The following is a 26,993-nucleotide window of genomic DNA, read 5'->3' as shown; positions in this document are numbered from 1 at the left end:
TGAACAAATGATGTACCCCTAAAAATAATTGTTAACTGATAACACTTAACTGACTTGTTATACTGAACAAGACTCAAATACCTAACCCTTGGACTAAAGATGAAACGGCGACAGTTACTCCACTATGCTAGTGCAGGTGCCATTACAGCCACTGGAATTCCTCTAGTTTCTCATCTTCAACCGGCTTCAGCAGAGAGTAACGGTTCGTTGATGATACAGTATTTAGGTCATACTTCCTTTTTATATATAGGGGGGGGGCTACGAATTTTAGCGAACCCTTTCCGTACAATTGGCTGTACTGCAGGATATCAATATCCTAAAATAGAGGCAGATTTAGTAATTATCAGCAGTCAACTCTGGGATGAAGGAGCAGCCGAAAAATTGCCTGGAAATCCCAAGGTTTTGTATGAACCTGGAGTATATGAAATTAAAGGGCTAAGAATTCAAGGGGTTGGCATCGACCATGATCGTAAGGGGGGCAAACAATTTGGGACTAACGTCGCTTGGCGTTGGACTCAAGGAGGATTACGAATTGTCCATTTAGGAGGAGCAGCCGCCCCTATTGATATTGAACAAAAAATCCTACTGGGAACTCCTGATGTTGCTATGATTCCTGTTGGAGGAGGATCAAAAGCTTATAAACCCGATGAAGGAAAACAGGCAATGGAAATTCTCAAACCCAAAGTAATGATTCCTACCCATTATTTAACACAAGCTGCAGATACAACGGCCTGTGACTTATCTCCTATAGATAACTTTTTAGAGTTAGTCAAAGATATGAACATTCGTCGGATTAATGACAACAAATTACTGATCAGATATCAAGACTTACCCAAAGTAGGGACTGTTATCCGAGTTTTAAGTGAAAAATCAGTCCTAAAATAATCCTTAGTTAAACTCAACTAATACAAGTATGGCTTACAGAATGCGAACCTCGATGATTCTAGCAATAGAGTCTAAGGTGTGGGGGATATTTACTATCTCTTTGATAGCTAGTGTTGAACGGATATCATCAACTGATCTTTCAGGATGCTGAAGAGGATGAGTTTATTGACTGTCCCTAGGCTTTTGAGTTTGAATAACTTGAAGTTTTATATATTGAAGCTATCAACCTATAATATACTTGTATTAGTTTCTAGCATCTATCTATTTAATATAATTTTCCTAATTGACACTACCTAAATAATTCTTATCTCTTGAGTTATTCGTTAAATTTATGATGTATTTTTTAAATACATCATAAATTTAACTTAAACAATTAATCTCGTCATATTTTTTAAAAATAAATAATAAATATTAACAAATTATATGTTATATAAATAAATAAATATCTAAAAAATAATATAAATCTGAAATACTAACTCATCATTTTTTGTAGTTAAAGAATAAAATCAGAAAAATTCTCTATGTATTTTTAAGATAAGCAATATATATTATTATATAGAATTATTTTAATTTTTTATAGTTTTTAGTTAGCACAGGAAGAGGCAACTTATGTCATGTCAACTGAACTAAGTTAGCTAATACTCCTATTAAGTTTCAGAATGCTACGGTATAAAAAATAAACCAAATCTCTGGAAAACTATAGATTTCATGATATACCATACTTTCTATTTCTAAACTAAATTAAAAGGTGTGGTAATGACTAACTAAAAAAATGTCAATCAGTTCAAATTATTAAAAAATTCACTTTTTGTGTTTTACGACGCTATAATATCCTACTAGAATTGTAAATTATCATCGACTCGGAGGAGGAAGCTATTCCTGAGCAACTTACCTTGACCGTGAGTTTACGAGGAACTCGCGATGTCCAAAAAAAATATCAAATTTTTAGGCTAACCGGTCTATTAGACGCCTTTTCTGAACCTACTTTCCGTAAGGTGATTGGAGGTTATATAGATGAGGGTCCGGCTGATGTAATTCTAGTTTTATCTCAAATTGACTTTATCGATAGTTCTGGACTAGGCGCATTGGTTCAACTTGTCAAAAAAGCACAAACCAATAAAGGTAGCTTACAAATTGTTACTAATCCTAGAGTAACTCAAACCGTTAAACTAGTTCGTTTAGAGAAGTTTCTATCTTTGCAGACTTCAGTTGAAGATGCTGTCAATAATCTCCCCAAGTAGTTAACCCATGACGGGGACACTAATACTGCTTTGGGATACTTAAACGAGGTTAAGGCTGTGAACTCACCGAATTCTGACCAGACTCATTTTCCGACTCCATATGAAATTGGTCAAAACTATGATAGTCCCTTCTTTGATACCATTGGTGTTGAATCGGAGAAAGTTGGTGTGACACAGCAGTTGTCACCTAGTTTTCTGGCTTATTTGGGGGATGCAGTTTATGAACTTTATGTTCGAACTCAGTATATTTTCCCCCCTCGAAGGCTGGCTGAGTATCACAATAAAGTGGTGTCATTAGTCCGCGCAGAAAGTCAAGCAGCCTTTTTGTCAAATCTTTACCCTTATTTAACGGAATTTGAGAAGGAAATTGTTCGTCGAGGACGTAATGCTACGGCAGGGGGACGTCGACGTGTATCACCGAAAATATATCAAAAGTCTACGAGTTTTGAAACTTTGATTGGTTACCTCTACTTACATAATCCACAACGTTTAAATCAATTACTTAAAAAATTAAATTTGGATTTAACTTAAGTGACAAAATCCTCAGATAGGCTTAACGGCAAAAAATAAGGATTTCTAAAGATTATTCATTTTCTATTGGTGTTTAAGATAATAACAGTCTTTTAAATCCCGTTTAACTCACATTTATACAAGCTATACTATCCCTGCGAGGTTTATGCTATTTGTTATTGTAAGTATATTATTTAATTATTAGAATAGACGAGTAGTTTGTTATCGATCCAAAGCAGACTTCTATAAGGGGATATGCAAATGTTCAAGGTGCTGTTTTTTACATAAACTACGTTACAGCATACATGGCGGCAGCAATAGTGAAAGATAGTATGGCTAAACTTCCTTCAGATATATAACTCAAGCTATAAGAAAAATGACTTGAATGGTACTTAGACCACTTAATTTGTAGCTCTTCATAACTAGTGTATATGGCTAGTTCTTGAAAAAAGGTCCAACAGACTACTTTGTCTGAGGTAATCGAGAGTATTTCACTCCTCTAAGTTAACACACAATGCTAAAACAAAAATCATGACTAATATTTATCCATTCAATTAGCTCATTAATGGTAATTGTCGAGCTTAATTAGTGGTAAAGACAGTATCTTCAATACAGGAAATCTGCCAGAGTGTAAAACTGTAATTTTAATCCTAGAAAAGTTACCTGTGGACCAAGCTCAACGAGTAGCAGATTGGGTTACAGGAGGAGTTTGTACTACCAACGGACAAACTTTCTGGGTTGGTAAAAGGACTTTGATGTTTGCTCCTAAGCAAGTTAGTGTAAAGTTTAATCACTCTCCTATTTTTTATTTCGCTCCTAATCTTAAAATTGGCACAGAGCATCTGACTAAAATTATTTAACGGGTATTCTAAAGGAATTTTGTCAACTGACCTTTCCCTAAAAATAAAGGGCTATTTTTCTTAAAAAAAGTTCCCAAAAGAAAAAATTCCCAAGTTGTTATGTAAAAATAAAAAATATATTATCGATATACAAACCTATCAGATACAGTATTTTTAATTAATTTATTTATATGGTCTCAAGCGTAAAACTTAGTTCAATGGATGAACCCCTAAATTAAGAGGTAATTATCATTTCCACTATTAAATTGTAAATAAGATATGAAAACTTCAATTTATAAAAAAAAAGAAGTCATCAATTTTTAGTGCTAAGAATTATTGATTCGACGTATTATTAGTCAATTAGTACTGTTAATTCAGAATAGTTTTATAGCCTTAGAAACTAATTTAGCAGAAAGTAAATAATAATCAGCAAAAGAGTTATTAAAGTTATATAATAGTTCTTTTGTACTTTGCCTAGGTACCAGATACAGTTTTTATTATTCAGCTATCATGACCCATGGTTGATTCCAACTTACAAAGATTTTTTTTGTGGGTGGACCTTTGATGTATAATCATTTTCCAAAGCGGCAGGTTTATCGTGAATTGCCAAACGTTCTATTAACGTAGCACTTGCTGCGTTGAGTCCGATCAGCTCAACTTTAATTTCATGTTTACGAAAGCGTAGGACTACTTTATCTACAGCATCTACGGCAGAGTGATCCCATAAATGAGCGTGAGTCAAGTCAATAGTAACTTTTTTCAGTTTCTCACGGAAATCAAAGGCACTGATGAAGTTATCAACAGAAACAAAAAATATCTGCCCATTAACACTATAAACTCGTTCAGTTCCATCTCCTTTAAGTAGAGAATCCACAAAAATAAGAGAGGCAATTTTACGACTGAAGAAAATAGCACTCATCGCAACCCCAATGAGTACTCCAATAGCTAGATTATGGGTTAATACAGTAATTAACACTGTGGTAATCATTACTGCAGTTTCATTTTTTGGAAACTTGGTAATGTTACGAATAGAATTCCAGTTGAAGGTACTAATAGACACCATAATCATGATTGTTACTAAAGCTGCCATAGGAATCCGTGCTATCCAATCACCAAAAAATAGAATAAAAATCAAAAGAAAAATTCCAGCACTTAAGGTTGAAAGTCTTGCTCGTCCTCCAGAGCGAATGTTAATTACTGATTGACCGATCATGGCACATCCAGCCATCCCACCAAAAAATCCTGTCACAATATTTGCTATTCCTTGAGCAATCGCCTCCTGGTTTTTATTGCTAGATGTATCGGTTAAATCGTCAATTACATTCGCTGTCAAGAAAGATTCCAATAATCCTACTAAGGAAAGAGTAAAAGCGTAGGGCAGAATAATTTGCAACGTCTTAAAGTTCCAAGGAACTTCTGGCACAAGAAACACGGGGAGAGCATGAGGAAGACTTCCCATATCCCCAACAGTAGGCACCTGTATCCCTGTGACAAAAGAAATAGTAGTCAAGCTAACAATAGCTACTAATGGAGAAGGAATAGAAGTTGTAAGACGAGGTAAACCGTAAATGATAACTAGCCCCATAGCAACCATCCCGTAAACTAACCAAGAAGCCCCCTGAAATTGTGGCAGTTGGGCGTCAAAAATTAGAATAGCTAGAGCATTAACAAATCCGATCATGACTGCTCTTGGCACAAAACGCATTTGATGACCGAGTTTAATCCAACCTAAAATGATCTGGAGAATTCCTGTTAAGATTGTTGTAGCTAGTAAGTATTGCAGCCCATACTCTTTAACTAAAGTAGTCATTAACAAGGCCATTGCCCCTGTCGTTGCCGAAATCATCCCAGGCCGACCACCAATAAAGGCGGTAATAGTAGCAATACAAAAAGAGGAATATAATCCTACCTGGGGATCAACTCCTGCGACAATAGAGAAAGCAATCGCCTCAGGAATTAAGGCTAAAGCTATCACAGCCCCCGCAAGAAGATCATTTTTAATATTAGAAAACCAGACTTTTTTAGTAAAAATTTCGCTCATATTAACGAAGAAAGATGATTTTAAATTTGGGTGTACAGGCTTAATAGGAATTTTCTGACTAAGTGGGTAACTTCGGTTATACTAGCTGATTAGTTGATTATTCACTGCATCACTTCATACAGTAACAAACAAACCGATGCGATACCCCGCCTTCTGTCTATTATCTCTGTCACTGTCATTTCTCTAGTTATTTATGATTAAGCAACACTAGTAGATTATCAAAGAATTACATTAAAAATATATACTAACAACACTTTATACTTCGACTATGACTGTTAATCAAGCAAAAGATACTAAGGACAAAATTTAATTATAAAATCTAGCGTTAATAAGATATTAATGACTATATTTATCTTAATTAACTTATTTTAGGTAACTCATCATAATAAAAAGTTTAGTCTGTCGCAAGTATTTAGCATTGTGCAAATAACCATTTAATTTTAAAGTTCGATTTAACAAAAATGAAGTTAGAAATCAATACCGTACAAAATGGCGAGAGATAAGTAATAAAAATTGTGTCATAGTTAAATTGCCCTAGAAAAGGATTGTTTTTTACGCCCTTTAAGATACGTGTCAAAGACTGAAGCAACATTACGGATTAATAACCTTCCAAGAGGTGTGATTTCAATATCATCATCAGATAACTTAACTAATCCATCAGCTTCTAAAAATTTTAAGTCAACTAATTCATTAGTAAAGTATTGATTAAAATCAAGATCAGATTGAAGATAGTTCTCTTCTTTAAAAAAGTTTTTACTAATTTTGAATTGACACATAAGTTCCATAATAATTGCTCGTCTAAGAATATCATCTCGGTGAAGAATAACACCTTTTTCAATAGGAAGATTTCCAGAATCTAGAGCCTTATAATAACTTTTCAGTCCTTTGTAATTTTGTATATAGATATCATTTAACATGCTAATAGATGTTACGCCAAATCCAAAAAGATCAGATTCGGGTTTCGTAGTATATCCTTGAAAGTTACGATGTAATTTTCCCTCTTGTTGAGCAATTGCTAATTCATCATTTGGTTTAGCAAAGTGGTCCATACCGATATACATATAACCATTGTAATTTAACTTTTCAATAGTCATTTGGAAAATAGCTAATTTTTCTTGTGCTTTTGGTAGATCTTTTTCAGTGATATTTTTCTGCACTGTTTTCAACCAAGGCATATAAGCAAAGTTAAATAGTGCAATACGATCAGGATTGAGTCTGATAGTTTTTTCAACTGTCTCTTTAAAGGTTTCTAAAGTTTGAAAAGGTAGTCCGTAAATCAAGTCAACGTTAGCGCCTTCAAACTTTGCTTCTCTAATCCAGCTCATCAAGTTAAATAGCATAGACTCAGGTTGAACACGATTGATTACTTTTTGGACTTTTGAGTTGAAATCCTGAATACCAAAGCTAATACGATTAAATCCTAACTCTTTTAAAAAAAATATATAATTTCTGTCAACATATAGTGGATTGATTTCAATAGATATTTCTGCCTTGTGACCAATATTAAAATTTTTAACTAAATTACTAAATAACTGCTCTAATTGTAGTTGATTTAGATAGTTAGGAGTTCCACCTCCCAAATGAATTTGGTTTACTTGACGATCAGAGGATATTAAAGTAGAAGTTTGGCGAATATTCTGAATTAAATAATCCAAATAAGGAATGGCAATTTTTTTATTATTAGTAATAATTGTATTGCAGCCACAAAAATAACAAGCACTCTCACAAAATGGAATATGACAGTAAAGAGAAATAGGTTGTTTTTTCTCGTTCCCTGCCACTATTCCTGCTAAAAAATCCGTTTCTTTTACTATTGTTTTAAATTCTGTCGCGGGTGGATAACTGGTATAACGAGGTACAGATTTATCATACTTATTAAGTAAATCAGCATTAAATTTTATAATTTGTGAGTAAAGTTTCATAGAGATAAATTACATTGTAAAGGTTCTTTAAAGAGGTCTTCTATTTTGAATATACAGAACAAATAAATAGTTGATATTTTTTAGTTTTGCTTATTATAAACACAGCATCATAATCCTTATATTGTAACCATATATGATATCCTATACTATCCAACTATTCTTGAGAAGTAATCAGCTAAAAGACGTAGTTGTCAAGAACAGCTTTGGTTTAATATCCTAACTCATGAACTGCATTTTTATTAAATGTAAAAGCCACATCAGTTTCACCAACAATATATTTAGGCAACTCATCGTTAATAAGTAGCAATTTGAAAGTATCGCCTCATTTATGAGTTATAAATTCCTTTAAATTCATGAAATTTATTGCATAGTTTAACTAATAATGTTTTTTTAGCTTTATTTTTCTAATAAATTCACTATTTACCATATTTTATAGACAGAAAACTAATAAGATTGATTCAGTATCAGGTATTTTATAATCACGGTTGATACAAATCTAATCAGCTCAAAGTATCTGAACAAATCTTTTCCGTAATAAAGTGATAGGTCAATTTATAAGTCTTTCCCAAGGCTCAGTCAAGTTTGTTTTACTTGACTAAATACTAGATAGTGATAGCAATTTCACTGTCTTTATTCTAGCGAACCGTATAAAAAATCAAAATCAACTGATAGTTTTCTTAAGATTTTTTTTGTGATTGTCAAAAATATTTGGTGACTACTGTATTTTTAGCCATAGTTTAAACATTGCAAGTTCCTTCGCACAGTTTTGCAGCTAAATCGTCACTTATGGATGGAAGAACTTACTCTACAAAGTAAAATCAGTAATTAACAGTTTCTTTGGCTTATTGCTGTACAATCATATCTCGATATAAATGGTAACCTTGGCAAAACTTTACAATTCAACTAAGAACTCTGAAAAAGAGAACGCTCTAATCCTTCTCTTTTTTGGGCATACTGTGAATGTACCCAATTGCTTAACAAGTTAGACAGAAGTCTTAAAAACTTCACTTAAGCAATCTGGTTTCCTCTAAAGTTGAATAACGTAGGAAAAATACTTAAAGCTCAAGATTAAATGAGGATCGGCAAATGATTGAAATGAACGTTGCTGGAATCGCCTTAGATGCCGTTACCCGAAGTCCCATCGTATTACTCCAAGATGCTTCTAAACGTCGTGCTCTTCCTATTTTTATTGGGCAAAATCAGGCAAAATCCATTATTGTGGCTTTGGAAAACCAGACTCCTCCTCGTCCTTTAACCCATGATCTAATTGTCAATTTATTTCAAGCGTGGGGAATGGAGTTAGATCGTATTATTATCCATTCTCTTCAAGACAAAACATTTTATTCTGTGCTATGTTTACACCAAGGGGAAACTAAAAAAGAAATTGATTGTCGTCCCTCTGATGCTATTTCTATTGCCTTACGCACAGGGAGTTCTATCTGGGTAGTAGAAGAAGTAATTGCCAATGCGTCGATTCCTGTGAACCGAGATGCAGATGAAGAGGAACGTCGTGCCTTTCGTGAATTTGTAGAGAATCTATGTCCAGAGGATTTAATTCAACGACGGGGAGAGGTGTCAGAAGATAATAACGAGCATGGGTAGTAGTAAACATAATTTACTCTTAGCTTTTTACCTGGTAGGCAAATACTAGTATGCTCTATCGACGTTTTGGTAAAACCAATTTACTCTTATCTGTTTTCTCCCTAGGGACCATGCGCTGTTTGTCTTCTGAGACTATCTTCAGACAAACTATTGAACAGGCGATCTACCTAGGCATTAATCATTTCGAAACGGCAAAAGGTTATGGACACAGTGAACGCTACTTAGGACAGTTTCTAGTCCAGCAATCTCTAATCTGTAGGGAAAAACTATATATCACAACAAAATTACCACCAACTCCTGACCCCGACCAGATGGATCAGTGGCTAGATGAGTCTTTAAGATGTCTTCAAGTGGATTACCTTGACTGTTTAGCAATTCATGGAATTAACACATGGGAACATCTTCGTTGGCTTACCCAGCCTAATGGATGTTGGACGACATTAGAAAAAGCATTGGACGATGGAAGAGTTCGTCATCTTGGATTTTCAACTCATGGTAGTTTAGACTTGATTTTAGAAACAATCGAAACAGATTTATTTGAATTTGTTAATCTTCATTATTATTATTTTTTTCAACGCAATGCGCCCGCAATTATCTTAGCAGCTCAAAGGAATCTGGGAATATTTATCATTTCTCCTGGAGACAAAGGGGGTTGTCTTTATACCCCACCAAGCCGCTTACGACGTTTATGTGAGCCGTTTTCTCCTTTAGAATTAACTTACCGGTTTTTATTGAGTGACCACCGCATAACCACTTTAAGTGTAGGAGCAGCAAACCCCAAAGAATTAGCTTGTCTTCCAGAGTCAGATGTGGTGCCTCTTACTTTAAGTGAAATTGAAGTCTTTCAACGTTTAGAAACTCACATAGAAATAACTTTAGGAAGCGATTATTGTCGTCAATGTTATCAATGCCTTCCTTGTCCTGAAACCATTAACATTCCTGAAGCATTACGGTTGCGTAATCTTGCCGTTGCTTATGATATGATTGATTTTGCTAAATATCGTTATAAAATGTTCGGAAATGCTGCTCATTGGTTTCCAGGAAATCAATGCAGCTACTGTAACGAATGCGGTGATTGTCTTCCTCGTTGTCCTGAAAAATTAAACATCCCTAAACTATTACAAGATACCCATCAACGACTACAAGGTCTACCCCGTCGGCGTTTATGGGAGTAATTCTTCATACCAATTATTGTTACTAGCATTTTACTTGTTATTGTAGCCGTTCCGAAATTAGAAGAAGCGTCATTTTTATCTATTATTCTTGTGACTCTCCCAAATTACTAAATCTTTGGGACGATCTATATCGGACAAGACAGGTAGAACAACTATATTGAGTCCAAGTTGTTGAGCAATAGTTTTGGTTTTAGAAAAAACTTCATCCGTTCCCCAAGGAATATTTTTAAATAACTCAGGGATAATTTCTTTTAGTCCAATTAAATAATAACCACCATCAGATGCTTCTCCTAAAACTAAATCATTTTTATCTAATGACTCAAAGGCATTTACAAGAATTTCTATGTTTAGAGCAGGACAATCAGTTCCAATAATGACTACTCTGGAAAATCTTAACTTAAAGGAGTCCTCAAAAGCCGACCTCATCCTACTTCCTAAATCTTCTCCACGCTGAGTACAATAACTGAATTTATCTCCTAACCAATTCTCCATAAATTTCTGACTACCTCCTGTATAGTAAACGGCGGTAGAGATTTCTTTTGTTAATTTTTTTACCTTCTTTATAGTGTACTCTGTTAGTTGAACCTGTAACTTTGCTGCACCATCTGCTCCTAAAGTAGGAATCAAGCGTGTTTTGGTTTTTGTAGGTTCAGGATAACGGGTGAAAACAATTAAACGGTGATAGTTTTTATTAATCATTTTACTGATTGATCATCAGTTAGCAAAATCTCAATCCTTCACTGTATTATAAGTTGAGTTAAATTCCTTAATAAAAAATATTTGTCTAGAAATAGGAAACAGAAAATCTCATCAAAAAGTAAGTTTATAATAATAAATAATTAAATCAATTAATGAATAAATTTAAAGACTTTAGCAAATAAAAGTATCAGGAATTACATAACAAGTAACTAATATCTAGACTTTATCTTAAATTATTAGCTTACCGGGTATTTAAAAGCAAGATTTTGCTAATTGGTATTGTTTTTTTTAAATTTTTACTTTTTGATTTTCTAATTTGAAACCAACTACAAAAATACCATATTGTATCTAAATCTATGGCAACTAAAAATTGTTCATAAAACAGAAATATCAGTCAAAAAGAAAAAGGATTTCCCATGAATTTTTATTTGATTGCTATAGTGAAGCGATAAATCTCAGGAATAGCCTAGAGACGTTGCGCACAAAGTCTCTAGGAAAATAGAATTATATAATTTGGATTGATCTGAAGAGATGTTAAGCCACAAAAAGGCCACACTGCTTTAATGTGTGGCAAATGACGTCAGGCAGTTTAGAAGCGGTTCCGTCCGCGTCCACCACCGTAGCCACCACCACCACGCTGTTCACGCTCTCTAGCTTTATTGACCTTAAGAGTACGTCCCATCCACTCAGCCCCATCGAGGGTCTCGATAGCTTTGTCTTCTTCAGTGACTGAGTTCATTTCAACAAATGCAAAGCCACGCATACGACCGGTTTCTCGGTCAGTTGGGACATAAACCCTTTTGACAGAACCATATTCGGCAAAAACCGAATTAAGATCATCTTCCGTAACATCGTAAGAAAGGTTGCCTACATAAATGGACATAGATTGTCTCCATTGACGACTAATGTGTGTAGAGATATTTAGATTTCGGAGAGCATCTTGCCAAGACAAAACGGGAAAAACCTGTCAATGCTAATAACAAACTCAAAACCGATACTCAAATTCTCATTGGTTTAATAATAGCACTTTCAGAATGAGAAAGAAACATTTCAGTCAACTCGACACGTCTTTTCCAATATAATTACCTAAGCTTGACTTTAAAAAACTTGTTAGTATACATTGTGTTAATTTTTTCTTTATATTTTTATTTTCTCTCCATATCCTTTATCAATTCTCAACAAAATGTATCCGTCGGATTCTTCTTTGCCTAATTTAGCTCAAGAATCTCTACTTCAGGAATTTCTTGAAACTCTGCCGCTTCCATATAAAACAATGGTAGCAATCTCCTATTTTACTTCATCAAGAATTAGCGACATTTTATTCTTAAAAACTAACGATATTTATCCTGACCAAATAAAAATTGCAAGATCAGAATTCAATTCCTACAAACTAGTTCCTATAACTCCATTATTAAGACCTTATTTAACTATTTATCTCAATGGACTTAAGTCTCAGAAATCAGCTTTTCTTTTTGTTAATTCTAAAGGAGAACCTTTCAAAACTTGTGTAGTTTTTAAAGTATTAAATATGACGGCACGTCAAATTAATCTCCCAGAAATTTATTTTTTTATTCTTCGTTAATTTTTATTGCTATTAAATTACAAAAAGTATTAAGTTTAATAAGAATTAAAGAATATTTCTATCTTTGACAAATTTTCACATTTTATAATTGAATCTTAACTCGATCTAAAAAAAGGCGTTCGAACGTAACTAAATACGTGATAATGGGCAATGCGTCTTTTGATTCAGCAAGGCCGAACAAAAAAACGTAACTTTTGATAAAACTAAAATTTAATTCTGATGCGAACTCATTATTGCGGCGACCTACGAGCAACTGATATTGATAAGACTGTTACCCTATTTGGTTGGGTCGATCGCCGACGGGATCATGGAGGTGTGATCTTCATTGACCTACGTGATCGCACAGGAATTATCCAGATTGTTAGTGATCCTCAGCGAACTCCCGATTTTTATCCTGATGCAGAAAGCCTACGTAATGAATATGTGGTCAAAATAGTAGGGTGTGTCAGTCGACGTCCTCTAGAATCTCTCAACTCAAAATTATCTACTGGAGAAGTGGAAATATATGCTGATACAATAGAACTACTAAACAGGGTAGATAAGCAACTTCCCTTTATGATATCAAGTTTAGAGACAGAATCAGTACGAGAAGATGTTCGTCTCAAATATCGTTACTTGGACTTAAGGCGTGATCGCATGGCTAAAAACTTGCAATTACGTCATAAGGTTATTAAAGCAATACGTCGTTATCTCGAAGATAAACGGCAATTTATGGAAATAGAAACTCCTATTCTTACTCGCTCCACTCCTGAAGGAGCACGAGATTATTTGGTTCCTTCCCGCGTTAACCCCAGTCAATGGTACGCTTTACCCCAGTCGCCTCAATTATTTAAGCAATTATTAATGGTATCAGGATGTGACCGCTACTACCAGATTGCCCGTTGTTTCCGAGATGAGGACTTACGAGCTGATAGACAACCAGAATTTACTCAGCTAGATATGGAGATGAGTTTCATGTCGGAAGAAGAAATTCTAGATTTGAATGAAGAGTTAATTTGCTATATTTTCGAGACTGTTAAGAACCTTAAAATATCTCGCCCTTTTCCTCGTTTAACCTATACAGAAGCCTTAGAAAAATATGGAACAGATCGTCCTGATACTCGTTTTAATTTAACCTTAGTAGATGTTTCAGATATTGTTAAAGATAGCGGATTTAAAGTTTTTGCAGAAGCAGTTAAAAATGGTGGCAAAGTAAAAGTTCTACCGATTCCTGGGGGTAATGAAACTATTTCTAATGTAAGTATTAAACCTGGAGGAGATTTATTTAAAAAGGCTACCGATGTAGGAGCAAAAGGAATTGCTTTTATTCGGATTAAAAATAACAATAAACTCGATACTATTGGGGCAATTAAAGATAATCTAAGCCAACAGCAAAAAACTGAACTATTAGCTAGAACACAAGCTAAACCAGGAGATTTACTGTTGTTCGGAGCGGGAGAGACAGATATAGTTAATAGTTCTTTGTCCCGATTACGACTAGTAATTGGAGAACAATTAGGATTAATTGATCATGAGCAAGTTAATTTACTTTGGATTACTGAATTTCCCATGTTTGAATGGAATGCTAATGAAAATCGATTAGAAGCATTACATCATCCCTTTACCGCACCTAACCCAGAAGATTTAGATAATCTCACAACTGCTAGAGCGCAAGCTTATGATTTAGTATATAACGGAGTAGAAATCGGAGGCGGAAGTTTAAGAATTCATCAGAAAGAAATCCAGAAAAAAGTTTTTGCAACCATCGGTTTGTCTAAATCAGAAATATCCGACAAATTTGGATTTTTATTAGAGGCTTTTGAGTATGGAACTCCTCCTCACGGAGGTATTGCATACGGATTAGATCGCTTAGTAATGTTATTAGCTCGAGAGGATTCGATAAGAGATGTTATTGCTTTTCCAAAAACCCAACAAGCAAGTTGTTTACTAACACAAGCACCGGCTACTGTTGACGAAAAACAATTAAAGGAATTGCAGGTTAAATCTATTTATCAACCTGAATCTAAAATCGAATAGTTAAGACAAAGTAGTGATGAGGTCATCTTAATAAGGATTATATCTATAAAACCATAATATGACTCTTACTCAAGAGTCCTTGTTCTATCTAAGTTCTAAAAGTAAACAATAGACAATTCATCATAGTCAGATCTAGAATTCTAATAGCTGTAAAAATCCAACTACATCCTTTCTATTAAGAAAAACTAAAATTTAATTTTTATCACTTTTTAGTTAACCTAAAAAATAAGTATTAATTTTTAACAGAAAGGATGTAAAGGATCGATTAGACAATTTACTTACAAAATGAAGTCAGTAGATAAGAAATTAGACTTATGGTCCCTGACTATTTCAGAAATTAGTTGTTTGTTTAGATCAATTTCTTTAGCTGCCACTAGAGTACGAATAGAAAAAGCTCTTAGAGCATCATTAACTGATAAGGTTCCTTCCGCAGAGTCTTTCCGTCCGGTAAAGGGAAAAGTATCAGGTCCCCGTTGACATTGACTATTCAAATTAACCCGACAAACTTGGTTGACTAGGGGATCGACTAGTTGAGCGAGCTCTTCTGTATTCTGTCCAAAAATACTCACCTGCTGTCCGTAGTCTGACTGTACTAAATAATCAATAGGAGTCTCAATATCATCAAAAGGAACAATAGGAACAACTGGTCCAAATTGTTCAACGGAATAAATTTTCATTTGTTCATTTACGGGATAAAGAACTGCCGGGTAAAAGAAGGTTTCGTTAATTGTTCCTCCTGCCTCATTAATCACATCAGCCCCATGTTTCTTGGCGTCCTCCACTAAGTCTTGAAGATACTGGGGTTTTCCTGGCTCAGCAATGGGAGTTAGGAAGACTCCTTCTTCCCAAGGCATACCAAATTTAAGATTACTTATCGCTTCGATAAATTTATCCAAAAACTTATCAACAATAGCAGTATGGATAAAAAGAATTTTAATTGCAGTACATCTTTGTCCATTATAGGATAGGGTACCTAAAATGCATTCTTTGACTGCCAAATCTAAATCGGCATGGGGTAAAACAATCCCCGGATTTTTAGCTTCTAATCCTAAAATTGATCTGAGACGATAAGATTTTGGATGCTGTTTTTTAAGATTATTAGCTGCTTTACTACTTCCAATAAAAGCTAAAGCGTTTATCCTTCCTGACTCCATTAATACAGGTGAAATATTTCTACCTTTACCATAAATAGTGTTAACAACTCCAGGAGGAAAAGCTTCTTTAAATGCTTCTAGCAAGGGATAGTTCAACAACACCCCTGGACGGGGAGTTTTAACAACAACAGTGTTGCCCATGATTAAAGCAGGAATTAAAGTAGTAAATGTTTCGTTAAGGGGATAATTAGCAGGACCCATACTCAAAACAATCCCCAAAGGTGCACGGCGAATTTGTCCGATAACTCCCTGAGTAATCTCAAAACGAGAGGAAACTCTATCCAAACTTTTTAGAGCATCAATAGTGTCTTCAATATAGTTAACGGTTCTATCAAATTCTTTACAGGAATCCGTATAAGATTTCCCAATTTCCCACATTAAAAGATTCACTACTTCTGCTCGTTTTTCCTTCATTCGATAGGCAAAGTCTTGAAGGCATTCAATTCGTTGACCAACGGGCATAGTCGGCCATTTTCCTCGTCCATTATCATAAGCCTTTCCTGCTGCATCCAATGCAGACAAGGCTGCTTCTTGTCCTAAAGAAGGAAAGTCACCAATTTTTTTACGAGTCAATCCTTGAGCTGTTTTCAAATAAACAGGAGATAAGGATTCCTCCATTTCTCCGTCCCAAATCTGTAGATTTCCATCAATTAGATATTCTCGTTGTTCAATATGATTTTTAAGGTGAAATTCTGGAGGAATTTTTTCAAGAGAAGGAAAAATATTGTTGATTTTTGCAATAATACTCATGATGTTTTGTTATATTGTTTGACAACTTTTTTAAAGATAGATCAAATATCAAGTTATTTAAAGATATTCAGTAAAATTTTAGCTGAGTTTAATAAAAATTTCTTTTCTGTAACGAATAGAAACAGGTTTTATTGTATTGAGGCTAGAAATAAAAAATTGCTGAGACATAGTTAGTTATGAGGAGAATTTAATATCGATTAAAAGATTATAGTAAAATACTAGGTCAGGATTAAATTGAATTAAAGAAGACTCGCTGTGAGTTTATCTCAAAAAAGAAGATTCGCTGTAAGCTTATCTCAAGAATGTATTATATATCACTTTTTTGTAAAGATCAAAGAATTAAGTTAATCTACAATACAACTTAATTCTTTAACTAAACTAAATATGATGTGTTTTACAGGGATTTGAGTACATTTTAAAAAGTCAGACATCCTTCATATGTAAAACATCAAGAATAGTTTATTAAATAAACTTTTATTATTGGGTAAAAATTGAAACTTCTATTATTTCTTAATGCACTTTGAACTAAAAACTTGTGAGGAGTTATACAATAATAATTTACGCCAAGACTATTTTAATATGAAATTTACAGTCAGTCTCTAAAATCAAGAAGATAAAGGACTATAGTTATAGTGGGTTAGACGAGTGTTCTATAGTTAGGTTAGCTGATATTATATTACTGATATCACTTCATTTAAGTAGTAAACTGTTCTTGAAAAAAATTGCATTCAGAATATTTTTAGGAACAGATATAATAAATAACTTTTATATTCTATATATTAAGTGTCTTGGTGAGTCAAAAATTGTCATTTAATATAATAAAAAAGTTAAATAAGTTATTAAAAATTACTTGGAGGATTGAGCATTTCAGATTTTGTCTATTTACTATTTAAACAATATTAAATGAAGAGTGTTTTGACAAAGCATTAAGCATAGTTCAATGTACAATGAAAAACAGGCACATGAATTAAAGAAGAGTCCCTTATGACGAGGCAATACACAATTACCCTTCTTCCCGGTGATGGCATTGGTCCAGAAATTTTGGCGGTTGCTGTAAAAGTCCTACACGTTATTGGAAAACAGTTTGATATAAAGTTTGACTTTCAAGAAGCCCTCATTGGAGGGTCAGCGATCGATGCAACGGGAAACCCACTTCCTGAAGAAACCTTAACCTGCTGTCGTAATAGTGATGCTGTCTTACTAGCTGCAATTGGGGGATACAAATGGGATAATCTTCCTCGTCATCAACGTCCCGAAACTGGACTGTTAGCGATTCGTGCTGGACTTAATCTTTTTGCCAACTTACGTCCTGCAACTATTTTACCTCAACTAATTGACGCTTCTTCCCTTAAAAGAGAAGTAATAAGAGGAGTTGATATCATGGTAGTTCGAGAATTGACGGGAGGTATTTATTTTGGACAACCCAAAGGCATTTTTGAGACTGAAATGGGAGAGAAACGAGGGATTAACACAATGGCTTATATGGAGTCAGAAGTTGATCGTATTGCCAAAGTTGCTTTTGAAATCGCCCAAAAACGAAGTGGCAAATTGTGTTCTGTTGATAAAGCTAATGTTTTAGATGTGTCTCAATTATGGCGCGATCGTGTCAATCATATAGCATGCCAGTATCCTGAAGTTGAACTTTCTCACCTTTATGTTGATAACGCAGTTATGCAGCTAGTTTGCGCTCCCAAACAGTTTGATACTATTCTGACGGGCAATTTATTTGGGGATATCCTATCTGATGCGGCAGCAATGCTAACTGGTAGTATTGGGATGTTACCCTCAGCCAGTTTAGGATCAGAAAAACCAGGATTATTTGAACCTGTTCATGGTTCAGCACCTGATATTGCTAAACAAGATAAAGCTAACCCCCTTGCTCAGGTACTAAGTGCAGCTATGATGTTACGTTATGGATTGGATGAACCCAAGGCGGCAAGCAAAATTGAACAAAGTGTATTAGAAGTTTTAGCCCAAGGCTACCGTACAGGAGATATTATGTCCTCTCAGATGAGATCAGTAGGATGTCAAGAGATGGGGGATGTATTGCTTAAAGTAGTGGAATCTTAATCCGTTTTCTAGTCGGTATTAATTAGTATGAGATGTAACAAAGGTAAAATTGTGGAGAATAAAACAGTGAAATATACACATAAAACACGGGACATCAAACAGCAAGAAATACAGCTCCCAATTACTATTGACTGTGATGTTTTAAGGGCAGCGCAGCGCATTTATAGAAGCTATTGTGTTTTATATCCAAAAAACGATAGACAACCTTGTGGCATCGCTATTAACCGCAAAAACAAACAAGGACAAATAATTTTTCGCAAAAAACCTATTCTATTACCAGGAGAGAGCTTTATCTCAACCAATCAACTTGAAATTGAAGTCCATTAGTTTAACAATTATTATATTTTTGTTAATTTTAAATTCTCATATTTTTTAAAATTTAATTTTTAATAAAGTACATTTATATAGTCTTCTAATTGATATATATGAATATAGTCTCTCAATAAAATAGTCCTATAACATAATTTTGAGAATTATAAATATTTTCTGATCTACCTATTGGAGTTAGTGTCTTTAGAAATAGTTTTATTTTTGTCTTTGCTTCTTTATTATTTTCAACTGTTTACTGAAAAATACTAATCGTTTTTAAATTTAATTGGTATTTTTTATTTGACATAAATTAAATAATTCTAGGCTGCAGTAAAATATTTAATATTTTTATTTATAGTCATTTAATATAATATTGATTCCAAATTTATTTCCAACCAATTACTGAAAAATACATTTAATAACTGTTTTTGTTACTATCTTTTTAGATTATTGTATTTATACATAAAATATCTATTTATGTTCTTGCTTTATAAAATCTTTTAGGATTAAGTATACTCAGATAGTTTTTTCTTTTGAATTATGTTAATCTAATGTTCGTACGGGTTAATATCTAGTGAGTACTATTTGCTAATATATTCTCATTTTATGCTTGCTTAGATATACCTATTGATTAAGTATAGATTGATTATAGTAACTTTTTAGAGGATATCATCAGTTAATGTCAATAATACAATCACGTACTATACAGTCGTAAAATAGCAGTTGATTGCGACGATACAACAAACAACAGGTATCTGATTAATAGTTATTTGTTGTTAAGTAATTAACATAAGTCAAAACTTTTATCATCAAAGACTTTACAGTTTAACTTTGGATTTCAGCTTTATTTTTTACATTCGTTTTTTGAGGTAACTACTCTGATGTCTAGTTTCCAATCACAATATCCATGGTGGTATGGATGCGTAATTTATGAAATTTATATCCGTAGCTTTTACGATAGTAATGGTGATGGTGTGGGAGATTTGCAAGGAATTATCAAAAAGCTTGATTATTTAGCATCTCTTCCAATTGACGCTCTCTGGATAACACCTTTTTACCAGTCTCCTATGAAGGATTACGGATATGATATTTCGGACTATTATGCAGTTGATCCTCTATTTGGAACTCTAGAAGATTTTGAGAAATTGATTGAGGAAGCCCACATTCGTAATCTTAAAATCGTTGTTGATCAAGTGTGGAGTCATACCTCTGATATCCACCCTTGGTTCCTTGAAAGTTGTTCTAATCGATACAATCCTAAGGCAGATTGGTATATTTGGTCCGATTCTAATCAGGGAGATGTTCCTAACAATTGGTTGTCAATTTTTGGAGGAACTGCTTGGAAATGGTGCGAATCCCGCCAACAATACTACCTTCACAACTTTATCGATAGCCAACCTGATCTAAACTGGCATAATCCTGATGTCGTCAGAGAAATCATGAAAGTAGTGGAATTTTGGCTAGAAAAAGGGGTTGATGGGGTACGTCTTGATGCGTGTAATTATTATATGCATGATCAAAGTTTACTAGATAATCCGACCCGTACCAAAGGAATGCCAAATCAAGATGGAGTTTCTCCTCTTAATCCTTATTCCAATTTTATTAATCTCCACAATATGAATGAGGTTAAAAATATAAAATCTTTAAGACGTATTCGCAAAACGTTGAATAAATACCCTGGAACCTTCGCTATTGGAGAAATAGTAGCAGCTGATGATCCCATGAGACAAACGGTTGAGTATATTAGAGGAGCAAATCGGTTACATACAGCATACAACAGTGCTTTATTGGTTAATGACAAACTGACCCCAAAACTAATTGCCGAAGCGATTGAAGATTTATCTCTTCATCTTGAAGCAGATGAGGAAGAGATGATCTGTATCACTATGAGTACCCATGACTTTCCTCGTGCCAGGTCAAGGTGGCAACCAGAAGATACTTGCCTAGTCCCGGCTTTTGAGAAAATGCTGATTTCTTTGTTACCTACTCTACGAGGCATCATTTGTCTTTATCAAGGAGAAGAATTAGGGCTAACAGAAACCAATGTCTCTAAAGAGAAAATGAAAGATCCCTTTGGGATTTTCTTTTATCCTTATTTTGCAGGACGCGATGGCTGTCGAACTCCTATGCCTTGGGAATCAGATGCAGTTAACTTTGGATTTACAGATAATGAAGAACCTTGGCTCCCTGTCGATGAAAGATATCAGTCTCTTGCTGTTTCAGCTCAAGAAGGACGGGAGGATTCTATGCTGAATTATTTTAGATTTTTTCTCAAATGGCGCAATCGTCAACCGGCTTTAAAATACGGGTCGGTGGAATTAATTGAAGCCGGAGATAGTATCTTATCCTTCTTACGAAAAACTCCTGATCAAGAACTTCTTTGTGTTTTTAACATTAGCGAACAAACTAACTCTCATCTTATTTCTTTTCGGTATGGAAAGGAAATTATTGGGTCTAACATCAGAAGTTTTCCCGCAACCAATTTGGGTAATGGGCAAAGAACTGTTGAAATGAACCCTTTTGGCTTTGGAATTTTTGAACGAGAATCATAATCAAGTTTTCTTATTTGATGCTTCTCCTAACAATAGTTAGAAGAAGCGTCTAACTTTGATTTCTGGAAAGATGGTTACATAGTAGCCAGTCTTAAACTTATTTAAGGATAGTCAATCAATCAAAACAACTTAGCTAGTTCTCCCAAAACAGACATAGCTAAGACAATTATTCAGCCACAACGATAAGTTTTCAGTAAACCAGAAGGCTTATTCTGTCGCACATATCTATGTGATAAATAAAACTCGGATGGACCTGCTAATTAGTAGGTTTGCTACCATTAAATTGGTAATTGTTGAATATCTTTATTAGAACCGATGACGACCATAACTAAATTTTTATCGAGTTTTTCTTGAGGGGCCGGATTAATTTTGAATTGATCTTCTCTTCCAGTAGCTAAAACATTTATTTTATAACGATTGCGAAGGTTTAATTCCTCAATTGTCTTTCCGTGAAATTCCTCAGGAACCCAAATTTCTACAATACTGTGATCAGGATCAAGATCAAACCTTTCAAGGATAGCTGGTTTTGTCAGAGTATAAGCCAATTCACACCCAGCATGATACTCAGGAAAGACAACTAAATCTGCTCCTACTCGTTCCAATAACTTTCCATGGACCTTAGAAGAGGCCTTAGCAACAACCCATTCAACACCACCTTCTTTTACGTTGAGGGTTGTGACAATACTTTCTTCCAAATAGTTTCCAATAGCCACAATTACCGTATCAAACTCAAAAATTCCAGCCTCTTTTAAGGCGTTAGGTTGGGTAGAATCTAACTGAATAGCACTAGAAGCGATTTTATCATTTAAAACCTGTGCCACTATAGATTCTTTAATATCGGTTCCTAATACTTCATATCCTAGTTTATAAAGCGTTCCAGAGACAGCTCGTCCAAAACGGCCTAAACCAATAACTGCAAATTGACGAGTCTCTCGACGTAGATGATTCAAAAAATTTAAAGATCCCAATATTTACTCCCTATGATCTTGTTGTTTAAAAGATGCTGCTCTTCATCCTCTATGTTGCCTTTCTAACTTAAAAATTAGAATATAACTTGACTATTTCTTTACCCTACTAACAAACGTTCTTCAGGGTATTGAACGACTCTAGGGTTTGTTTCCCCTACAATGGCTGCCATAAAAACAAGGATTCCCACTCTCCCAGTATACATGGCTAGAATTATTAAAAGTTGTGACAAAGAAGAAAGACTAGCGGTAATACCGGTAGAAAGACCTACTGTAGTGAAGGCTGAAATCACCTCAAATAAAACTTGAAATGAACTGACTTCAGTATCAAAAAAACCTGGGTGAAAACTAATCTCAATAAAAGAGATGAGAAAGGTAATAGAAATCACCATAATAGTTGAACCAAAAACGACTGCGACCGCCTTTAAGATTAGAGAAACTGGAATCTCACGTTTATACATAACAACTTGATCGTTACCGCGTAAAACCGAACGAGTACAATTAGTTAAAATACGAAGTGTTGTAGTTTTGATTCCTCCTCCTGTTCCACTAGGACTCGCTCCAACAAACATAAAACCCATAGTTAAAAATAGTCCAGAAATTGTCATTTGCCCAATATCAATACTATTAAACCCTGCGGTTCTAGTTGTTACGGATTGAAACCATGCTGCCAATAGTTTACTTTTAAAATCCAGTGGTGCTAGGGTTGCTCTATTTTTATACTCAACCAATAAAAACATAATTGTTCCTAGTATCAATAAGAATACCGTGGTACTAATAACTACCTTAAAGTTGAGAGATAAAAAAACCCTTTCTTTTTGCTTTGTAACTTTATATAACATCCAAAGATACAGTTCAATAATAACCGAATAACCAATGCCTCCAAAAATAATCAAAGAAGTGATAACAACGTTAATCGTAATAGAGTCCTTAAACCCAGCCAAGCTATCTAAAAATAAACTGAATCCAGCATTATTCCAGGCACTAATACTATGAAATATAGATATCCATAATGCACTACTTTTTCCGTATTTAGGTTCAAAAAAGTTAAATAAAAGTAAAGCTCCTATAATTTCGAAAACAAAAGTCATTCCAATGATAGAACTAATGACTGTCTTACTATTTCCTCGGCGAAGGGGACGGTCTAGAGATTCTTGAATGGCCAATTTCTGTCGAAGATCAAATCGCCTACCAATTAATAATATCAAAAAGGTTGTCGTTGTCATATATCCCAACCCTCCTATTTGAATTAATAGCAAAATAATCAACTGTCCCCAAAAAGAAAAATAGCTTCCTGTGTCAACTACAATCAAGCCAGTTACACAGACAGCAGAAGTTGCTGTAAATAAAGCGATAATCGGATTGTTCCAATGATCATCATATGTAGAGAATGGCAAAATCAATAAAAGAGTTCCCACTACGATTACAGATAGAAACCCTAAACAGATAGTACGAGCAATAGTCATAAAAAAGATTGCAGATAACAACGAAAAACCCAAAAAAATTGGTTTTTTCAAATTGGCTATGACAACTTTATGCTAAAAAACATGAAAGCCGTACTTTACGACATATCTAATATCCTACAAACTTGATTTTTAGAAAGGATCAATATTAAGTTTGTGGAGTAAAAGAACACAGTCAGAACACAAGTTTTGAAAGTTATCAATTATTAATCTATCATACTAGGTTTAGAAGAACCAAGAATATTACTGGTGAGTCTCAACCCTATTTGAGTATTAAGCATATTAAATAAGGGCAACACACTATCTCCCATAGGCAACTGAAATCCGAGTGCTGATTCAGTAACATTATCAACAAGGAAAAGTAAAATTTTATAATTATTTACTTTTGATTTAAATAATTTCGGTTATTTATTGTTGTGGTCGTAAAAAAATAATCGAGTCATTAAGATGTTTAACTTTTGTTCCAGGATAATAAAAGGAAAGGATCTTTTCGGGACTCCAACCTAGTTTGGCTAAATTGTAAGATCCATATTGACTCATCCCCACGCCATGGCCAAATCCCCCTCCAATAAAAGCAAACCCTTTTAAATTTTTCTCTCCATTGTAGATAGGTTTTAGATAGAATAATGTACTGCGAGGGGGATGAAAAGCGCTACGAATTTCATTTTTATGTAACTCTAACAAACCTTTGTCTGTTTCTACTTTCATTGTTAGAATGCGCCCTGATTCCGATCTTTCAGTGACTTCCATCCATTGAATCATTTGTAGATCAGCTAAGGGATGTTTGCGTTTTTCAAGATACTTTTGTAAATCTAGACTTAAACTTTCAAGGGTCGCTTGTCGATTCCAGCGAAAAACATTTCTTCCTGTTTCATTAAAATCATTCTTTAAGCTAATAAAACTACGGAAATCCTTTTCCTTCGCTAGGGATGTTTCTGATAAATCCCAAAGCTTTTTAGGAGAGTCGATAATTGCCTTGAGATAAGGTCTTTCTTCTCCATTCCAAACGTCACCAAACTTAGCCGTCACTCCCCCTGTGGTAGAGGAATAGAGAGCATCTACTAACTCGTTTTCGTAAGTTAAGACTAAACCTTTAGTGGCCGCAACTGCCTGATCAGCCTTAGCGCTAGTGTCACTTAACCCATAATAAACTTGACAATGGGTTGTAGCGCATAATTGGTAGTTATCTGCCTGAAACCGTCGTATATTGCGTAAAGCATAGGTACGGGCAATAATGGTTTGAGCTTTCGCGGCATTAAGGGGGGCAGAAGGTCCAATTTCATGAGGGACAACCCCTCTAAGATAGAGCTCAAGAGAAATATTGTTAACTAAAGTATAAGTTCCATAAGCGTTGGGTTGTAGCCGTAGACTGCCCCCATAATGACGTACTTTCTCTTGATTAACACTTACTTGAATAGGATTTTTCTCTGAAATTATCTCTAAATAATCAGGGCTATAAATTTGACCAGCTACGGTAAAAGTTGCTTGAGGAGTGTCCGCTAAAATTTCTAATTCAAGATAGATATCTTTAAAGCCTTTAGTTTTAAGATTTTCTAATAACCAACGACGTAATAAGGGAGTTTTGTAAACATCACGCTTTGCCCAAACTTGCCACTGTCCAGGCTGGGTAATTTCTACTCTAATCCCTCTTTTTTTCCATTTATTCGCACTATCTTCCGCAGTTTCAAAAGTAGCATGGTCACTTAAAACAACCTTTTCTCGTAGAATAGGTGTTGATAGAGCTTGTTTGACTATCTCAACAGTAAATTGATCAGTTTGAACGATTTGTTGTTGACCCTCATTATCGTTAAATTTCAGGGTTAGGGTATCCTCTCCAGTAGCTGCAATTAATAATTTTTCCTTTTCTTCTTTTCCAAACCGTTGAACAACCCCCACTTCTAGCTCAACATCTGTTGCCGTTACAGGAAAAGCACAAACCGCTCCAATCAAAATAAGAAGAGAAAATAAACTGATACATAGATGTTTGCGCCTGACTGGGTTATGAGTCTTGGTGATTTCCATATTAAGCTGAATTTATGGTTTTTATATTTTACTCGTTGTCATTTCCTTATTAGAATGTATAAACTGACTCATTGGCTAGACGAAGTCAGCTAAAAATTGTTGCTAACGGTCATAGAAAGAATATTATTACTTCTGAGCCTTTAAGGATAAATAGATTTTACAGTATCACACTAGTTATAATAAATCGCCTAGGACAATTTACTATGACTCTAAAAAATGAATTTATATAATGTAAACAATGACCATAATTGCTCACTGCCAAATTTATTTATCCTTAAAAGGTTAACAACTTATAATACCTAATACCAAAATTTATAATGTCCAAAGTATAAAAATTTAAAATCTACAATTGATACTTAGTACATTAAAACACTTATGGATTCTAAAGTTACTTATATTCTTAATTGTTAGAAGGATTATACATCAGTTATTAAGCTTGACATATATTGCCAATTAATGATATCCCTTAATAGTGATTTATAGCCGACAACATTGGGGTGAAGCCCATCGGGACTCAAGCTTGATTGCAGCCAACTTTCTCCTCTTTCTAGCCACAAATCAAAGATATCCAGATAAGGAATATTCAAACTATTGCAGGCTTTTTTTGTAGCTTCTTTATAGCGATACTGATCAAAATGGTTGAAATAAAAACACCCTAAAAATGGCATTTTTACTTCATCAACTGGAACCATTCCCACAAAGATAACAGGACATAATTGTTGAGCTCGGTGTAATAGATGACCTACTTGTTGCTCAAATATTGTAAAATCTGTAAACGGACGTCCGTTAGGTTGCCCTAATCTAGGGGAGTCATTAACTCCCACTGAAAGTATAATAAGGTCGGGTACTTGATTACGCAATTCCCCGCGGTATCGAAACTCTCCCTCTAACCGTTCAGCTACCTGGGAAACGCGATCTCCTCTAATACCTAAATTGTACAAAACATGACCAGTTTGTAAATCTCCCATCCACTTACGACGTAGTCTATCTGTCCAACCTCCGCCAACTGGGTCGCCGTGTCCATAAACCAAACTATCCCCCAAGGCTACTATCTTTAAGGGGTAAGACTTAATAGATGACCTGACAAGTTGAGTTGGTTGCCCAACAGTTGGCATTAGAGTATATCTCCTTGAGTAAATTTACAAAGACTTTATATTACGAGACTTGATTATAACTTATAGGGCAACCAGCTCTTC

21 protein-coding genes are annotated in these 26,993 nt (G+C 34.5%); 12 read left to right on the top strand and 9 right to left on the bottom strand.

The annotated features are described in order from the left end of the window. Positions 1-99: 99 nt before the first annotated feature. The 5 genes from OXU93_RS06860 (at position 100) to OXU93_RS06840 (ending at position 3,496) form a co-directional block, all read left to right on the top strand. Complete coding sequence (locus OXU93_RS06860; protein WP_267383450.1) at positions 100-885, top strand: MBL fold metallo-hydrolase; 786 nt, start codon at positions 100-102, stop codon at positions 883-885. Positions 886-913: 28 nt separating this feature from the next. Further along, positions 914-1,036 (top strand): hypothetical protein, encoded by a 123-nt coding sequence (locus OXU93_RS06855; RefSeq protein ID WP_267383449.1) that lies wholly within the window; start codon positions 914-916, stop codon positions 1,034-1,036. Between the two features lie 742 nt (positions 1,037-1,778). After that, positions 1,779-2,126 carry an STAS domain-containing protein gene (locus OXU93_RS06850; RefSeq protein ID WP_267383448.1) on the top strand — a complete coding sequence of 116 codons (348 nt, stop codon included), beginning with the start codon at positions 1,779-1,781 and terminating at the stop codon, positions 2,124-2,126. A gap of 141 nt (positions 2,127-2,267) precedes the next feature. Further along, on the top strand, positions 2,268-2,657 hold the full coding sequence (locus OXU93_RS06845; RefSeq protein ID WP_267384838.1) for a Mini-ribonuclease 3: 390 nt from the start codon (positions 2,268-2,270) through the stop codon (positions 2,655-2,657). A gap of 551 nt (positions 2,658-3,208) precedes the next feature. Then, the gene (locus OXU93_RS06840; RefSeq protein ID WP_267383447.1) at positions 3,209-3,496 is read left to right on the top strand and encodes a cell division protein SepF; all 288 of its coding nucleotides are present in this window, start codon (positions 3,209-3,211) and stop codon (positions 3,494-3,496) included. Between the two features lie 511 nt (positions 3,497-4,007). Here the strand turns inward: OXU93_RS06840 and OXU93_RS06835 are convergent. Both OXU93_RS06835 and hemN read right to left on the bottom strand, forming a co-directional pair. After that, positions 4,008-5,516, bottom strand: a complete 1,509-nt coding sequence (locus OXU93_RS06835; protein ID WP_267383446.1) for a SulP family inorganic anion transporter — start codon at positions 5,514-5,516, stop codon at positions 4,008-4,010. Positions 5,517-6,040: 524 nt separating this feature from the next. Further along, a complete protein-coding gene (gene hemN, locus OXU93_RS06830; RefSeq protein ID WP_267383444.1) occupies positions 6,041-7,438 on the bottom strand; it encodes an oxygen-independent coproporphyrinogen III oxidase in 1,398 nt (465 codons plus the stop codon). Positions 7,439-8,524: 1,086 nt separating this feature from the next. On the opposite strand from hemN, the gene OXU93_RS06825 reads away from it, so the two are divergent. Next, positions 8,525-9,040: a bifunctional nuclease family protein gene (locus OXU93_RS06825; protein ID WP_267383443.1), complete on the top strand. Its 516-nt coding sequence runs from the start codon at positions 8,525-8,527 to the stop codon at positions 9,038-9,040. Between the two features lie 50 nt (positions 9,041-9,090). After that, positions 9,091-10,215 (top strand): aldo/keto reductase, encoded by a 1,125-nt coding sequence (locus OXU93_RS06820; protein WP_267383442.1) that lies wholly within the window; start codon positions 9,091-9,093, stop codon positions 10,213-10,215. A 75-nt stretch (positions 10,216-10,290) separates the two neighbouring features. Here OXU93_RS06820 and OXU93_RS06815 read toward each other — a convergent pair whose 3' ends face one another. Both OXU93_RS06815 and OXU93_RS06810 read right to left on the bottom strand, forming a co-directional pair. Then, the gene (locus OXU93_RS06815) at positions 10,291-10,914 is read right to left on the bottom strand and encodes a TIGR04282 family arsenosugar biosynthesis glycosyltransferase (protein WP_267383440.1); all 624 of its coding nucleotides are present in this window, start codon (positions 10,912-10,914) and stop codon (positions 10,291-10,293) included. A 589-nt stretch (positions 10,915-11,503) separates the two neighbouring features. Next, on the bottom strand, positions 11,504-11,797 hold the full coding sequence (locus tag OXU93_RS06810) for an RNA recognition motif domain-containing protein (protein ID WP_119259368.1): 294 nt from the start codon (positions 11,795-11,797) through the stop codon (positions 11,504-11,506). A gap of 300 nt (positions 11,798-12,097) precedes the next feature. Between OXU93_RS06810 and OXU93_RS06805 the strand changes: the two genes are divergently transcribed. Together OXU93_RS06805 and aspS are read left to right on the top strand one after the other, a co-directional pair. Beyond that, entirely contained in the window at positions 12,098-12,496 is a 399-nt protein-coding gene (locus OXU93_RS06805) for a tyrosine-type recombinase/integrase (RefSeq protein WP_267383438.1), read from the top strand. 219 nt (positions 12,497-12,715) lie between these two features. After that, positions 12,716-14,512 (top strand): aspartate--tRNA ligase, encoded by a 1,797-nt coding sequence (gene aspS, locus OXU93_RS06800; protein WP_267383437.1) that lies wholly within the window; start codon positions 12,716-12,718, stop codon positions 14,510-14,512. A gap of 278 nt (positions 14,513-14,790) precedes the next feature. Here the strand turns inward: aspS and OXU93_RS06795 are convergent, their stop codons facing one another. After that, the gene (locus OXU93_RS06795) at positions 14,791-16,416 is read right to left on the bottom strand and encodes an NADP-dependent glyceraldehyde-3-phosphate dehydrogenase (protein ID WP_267383436.1); all 1,626 of its coding nucleotides are present in this window, start codon (positions 16,414-16,416) and stop codon (positions 14,791-14,793) included. 984 nt (positions 16,417-17,400) lie between these two features. Between OXU93_RS06795 and leuB the strand changes: the two genes are divergently transcribed. The 3 genes from leuB (at position 17,401) to OXU93_RS06780 (ending at position 21,347) form a co-directional block, all read left to right on the top strand. Then, a complete protein-coding gene (gene leuB / locus OXU93_RS06790; RefSeq protein WP_267383434.1) occupies positions 17,401-18,486 on the top strand; it encodes a 3-isopropylmalate dehydrogenase in 1,086 nt (361 codons plus the stop codon). 66 nt (positions 18,487-18,552) lie between these two features. Further along, the gene (locus OXU93_RS06785) at positions 18,553-18,813 is read left to right on the top strand and encodes a hypothetical protein (RefSeq protein ID WP_267383433.1); all 261 of its coding nucleotides are present in this window, start codon (positions 18,553-18,555) and stop codon (positions 18,811-18,813) included. Between the two features lie 863 nt (positions 18,814-19,676). Then, positions 19,677-21,347: an alpha-glucosidase family protein gene (locus OXU93_RS06780; RefSeq protein WP_267383432.1), complete on the top strand. Its 1,671-nt coding sequence runs from the start codon at positions 19,677-19,679 to the stop codon at positions 21,345-21,347. A gap of 278 nt (positions 21,348-21,625) precedes the next feature. Here OXU93_RS06780 and OXU93_RS06775 read toward each other — a convergent pair whose 3' ends face one another. The 4 genes from OXU93_RS06775 to OXU93_RS06760 form a co-directional block, all read right to left on the bottom strand. Then, positions 21,626-22,315 (bottom strand): potassium channel family protein, encoded by a 690-nt coding sequence (locus OXU93_RS06775; protein WP_267383431.1) that lies wholly within the window; start codon positions 22,313-22,315, stop codon positions 21,626-21,628. 98 nt (positions 22,316-22,413) lie between these two features. Next, a complete protein-coding gene (locus tag OXU93_RS06770; RefSeq protein WP_267383430.1) occupies positions 22,414-23,778 on the bottom strand; it encodes a TrkH family potassium uptake protein in 1,365 nt (454 codons plus the stop codon). 405 nt (positions 23,779-24,183) lie between these two features. Then, on the bottom strand, positions 24,184-25,797 hold the full coding sequence (locus tag OXU93_RS06765; RefSeq protein WP_267383429.1) for a SpoIID/LytB domain-containing protein: 1,614 nt from the start codon (positions 25,795-25,797) through the stop codon (positions 24,184-24,186). A 416-nt stretch (positions 25,798-26,213) separates the two neighbouring features. Beyond that, entirely contained in the window at positions 26,214-26,912 is a 699-nt protein-coding gene (locus OXU93_RS06760; protein WP_267383427.1) for a GDSL-type esterase/lipase family protein, read from the bottom strand. Positions 26,913-26,993 lie beyond the last annotated feature (81 nt).

It is taken from the genome of Cyanobacterium sp. uoEpiScrs1 (genome assembly GCF_947331815.1).
In the GTDB taxonomy this organism is placed as follows: Bacteria; Cyanobacteriota; Cyanobacteriia; order Cyanobacteriales; family Microcystaceae; genus Rippkaea.
The sequence above is the reverse complement of the archived record's forward strand: the minus strand, read 5'-3'. Positions and strand labels throughout refer to the sequence as shown.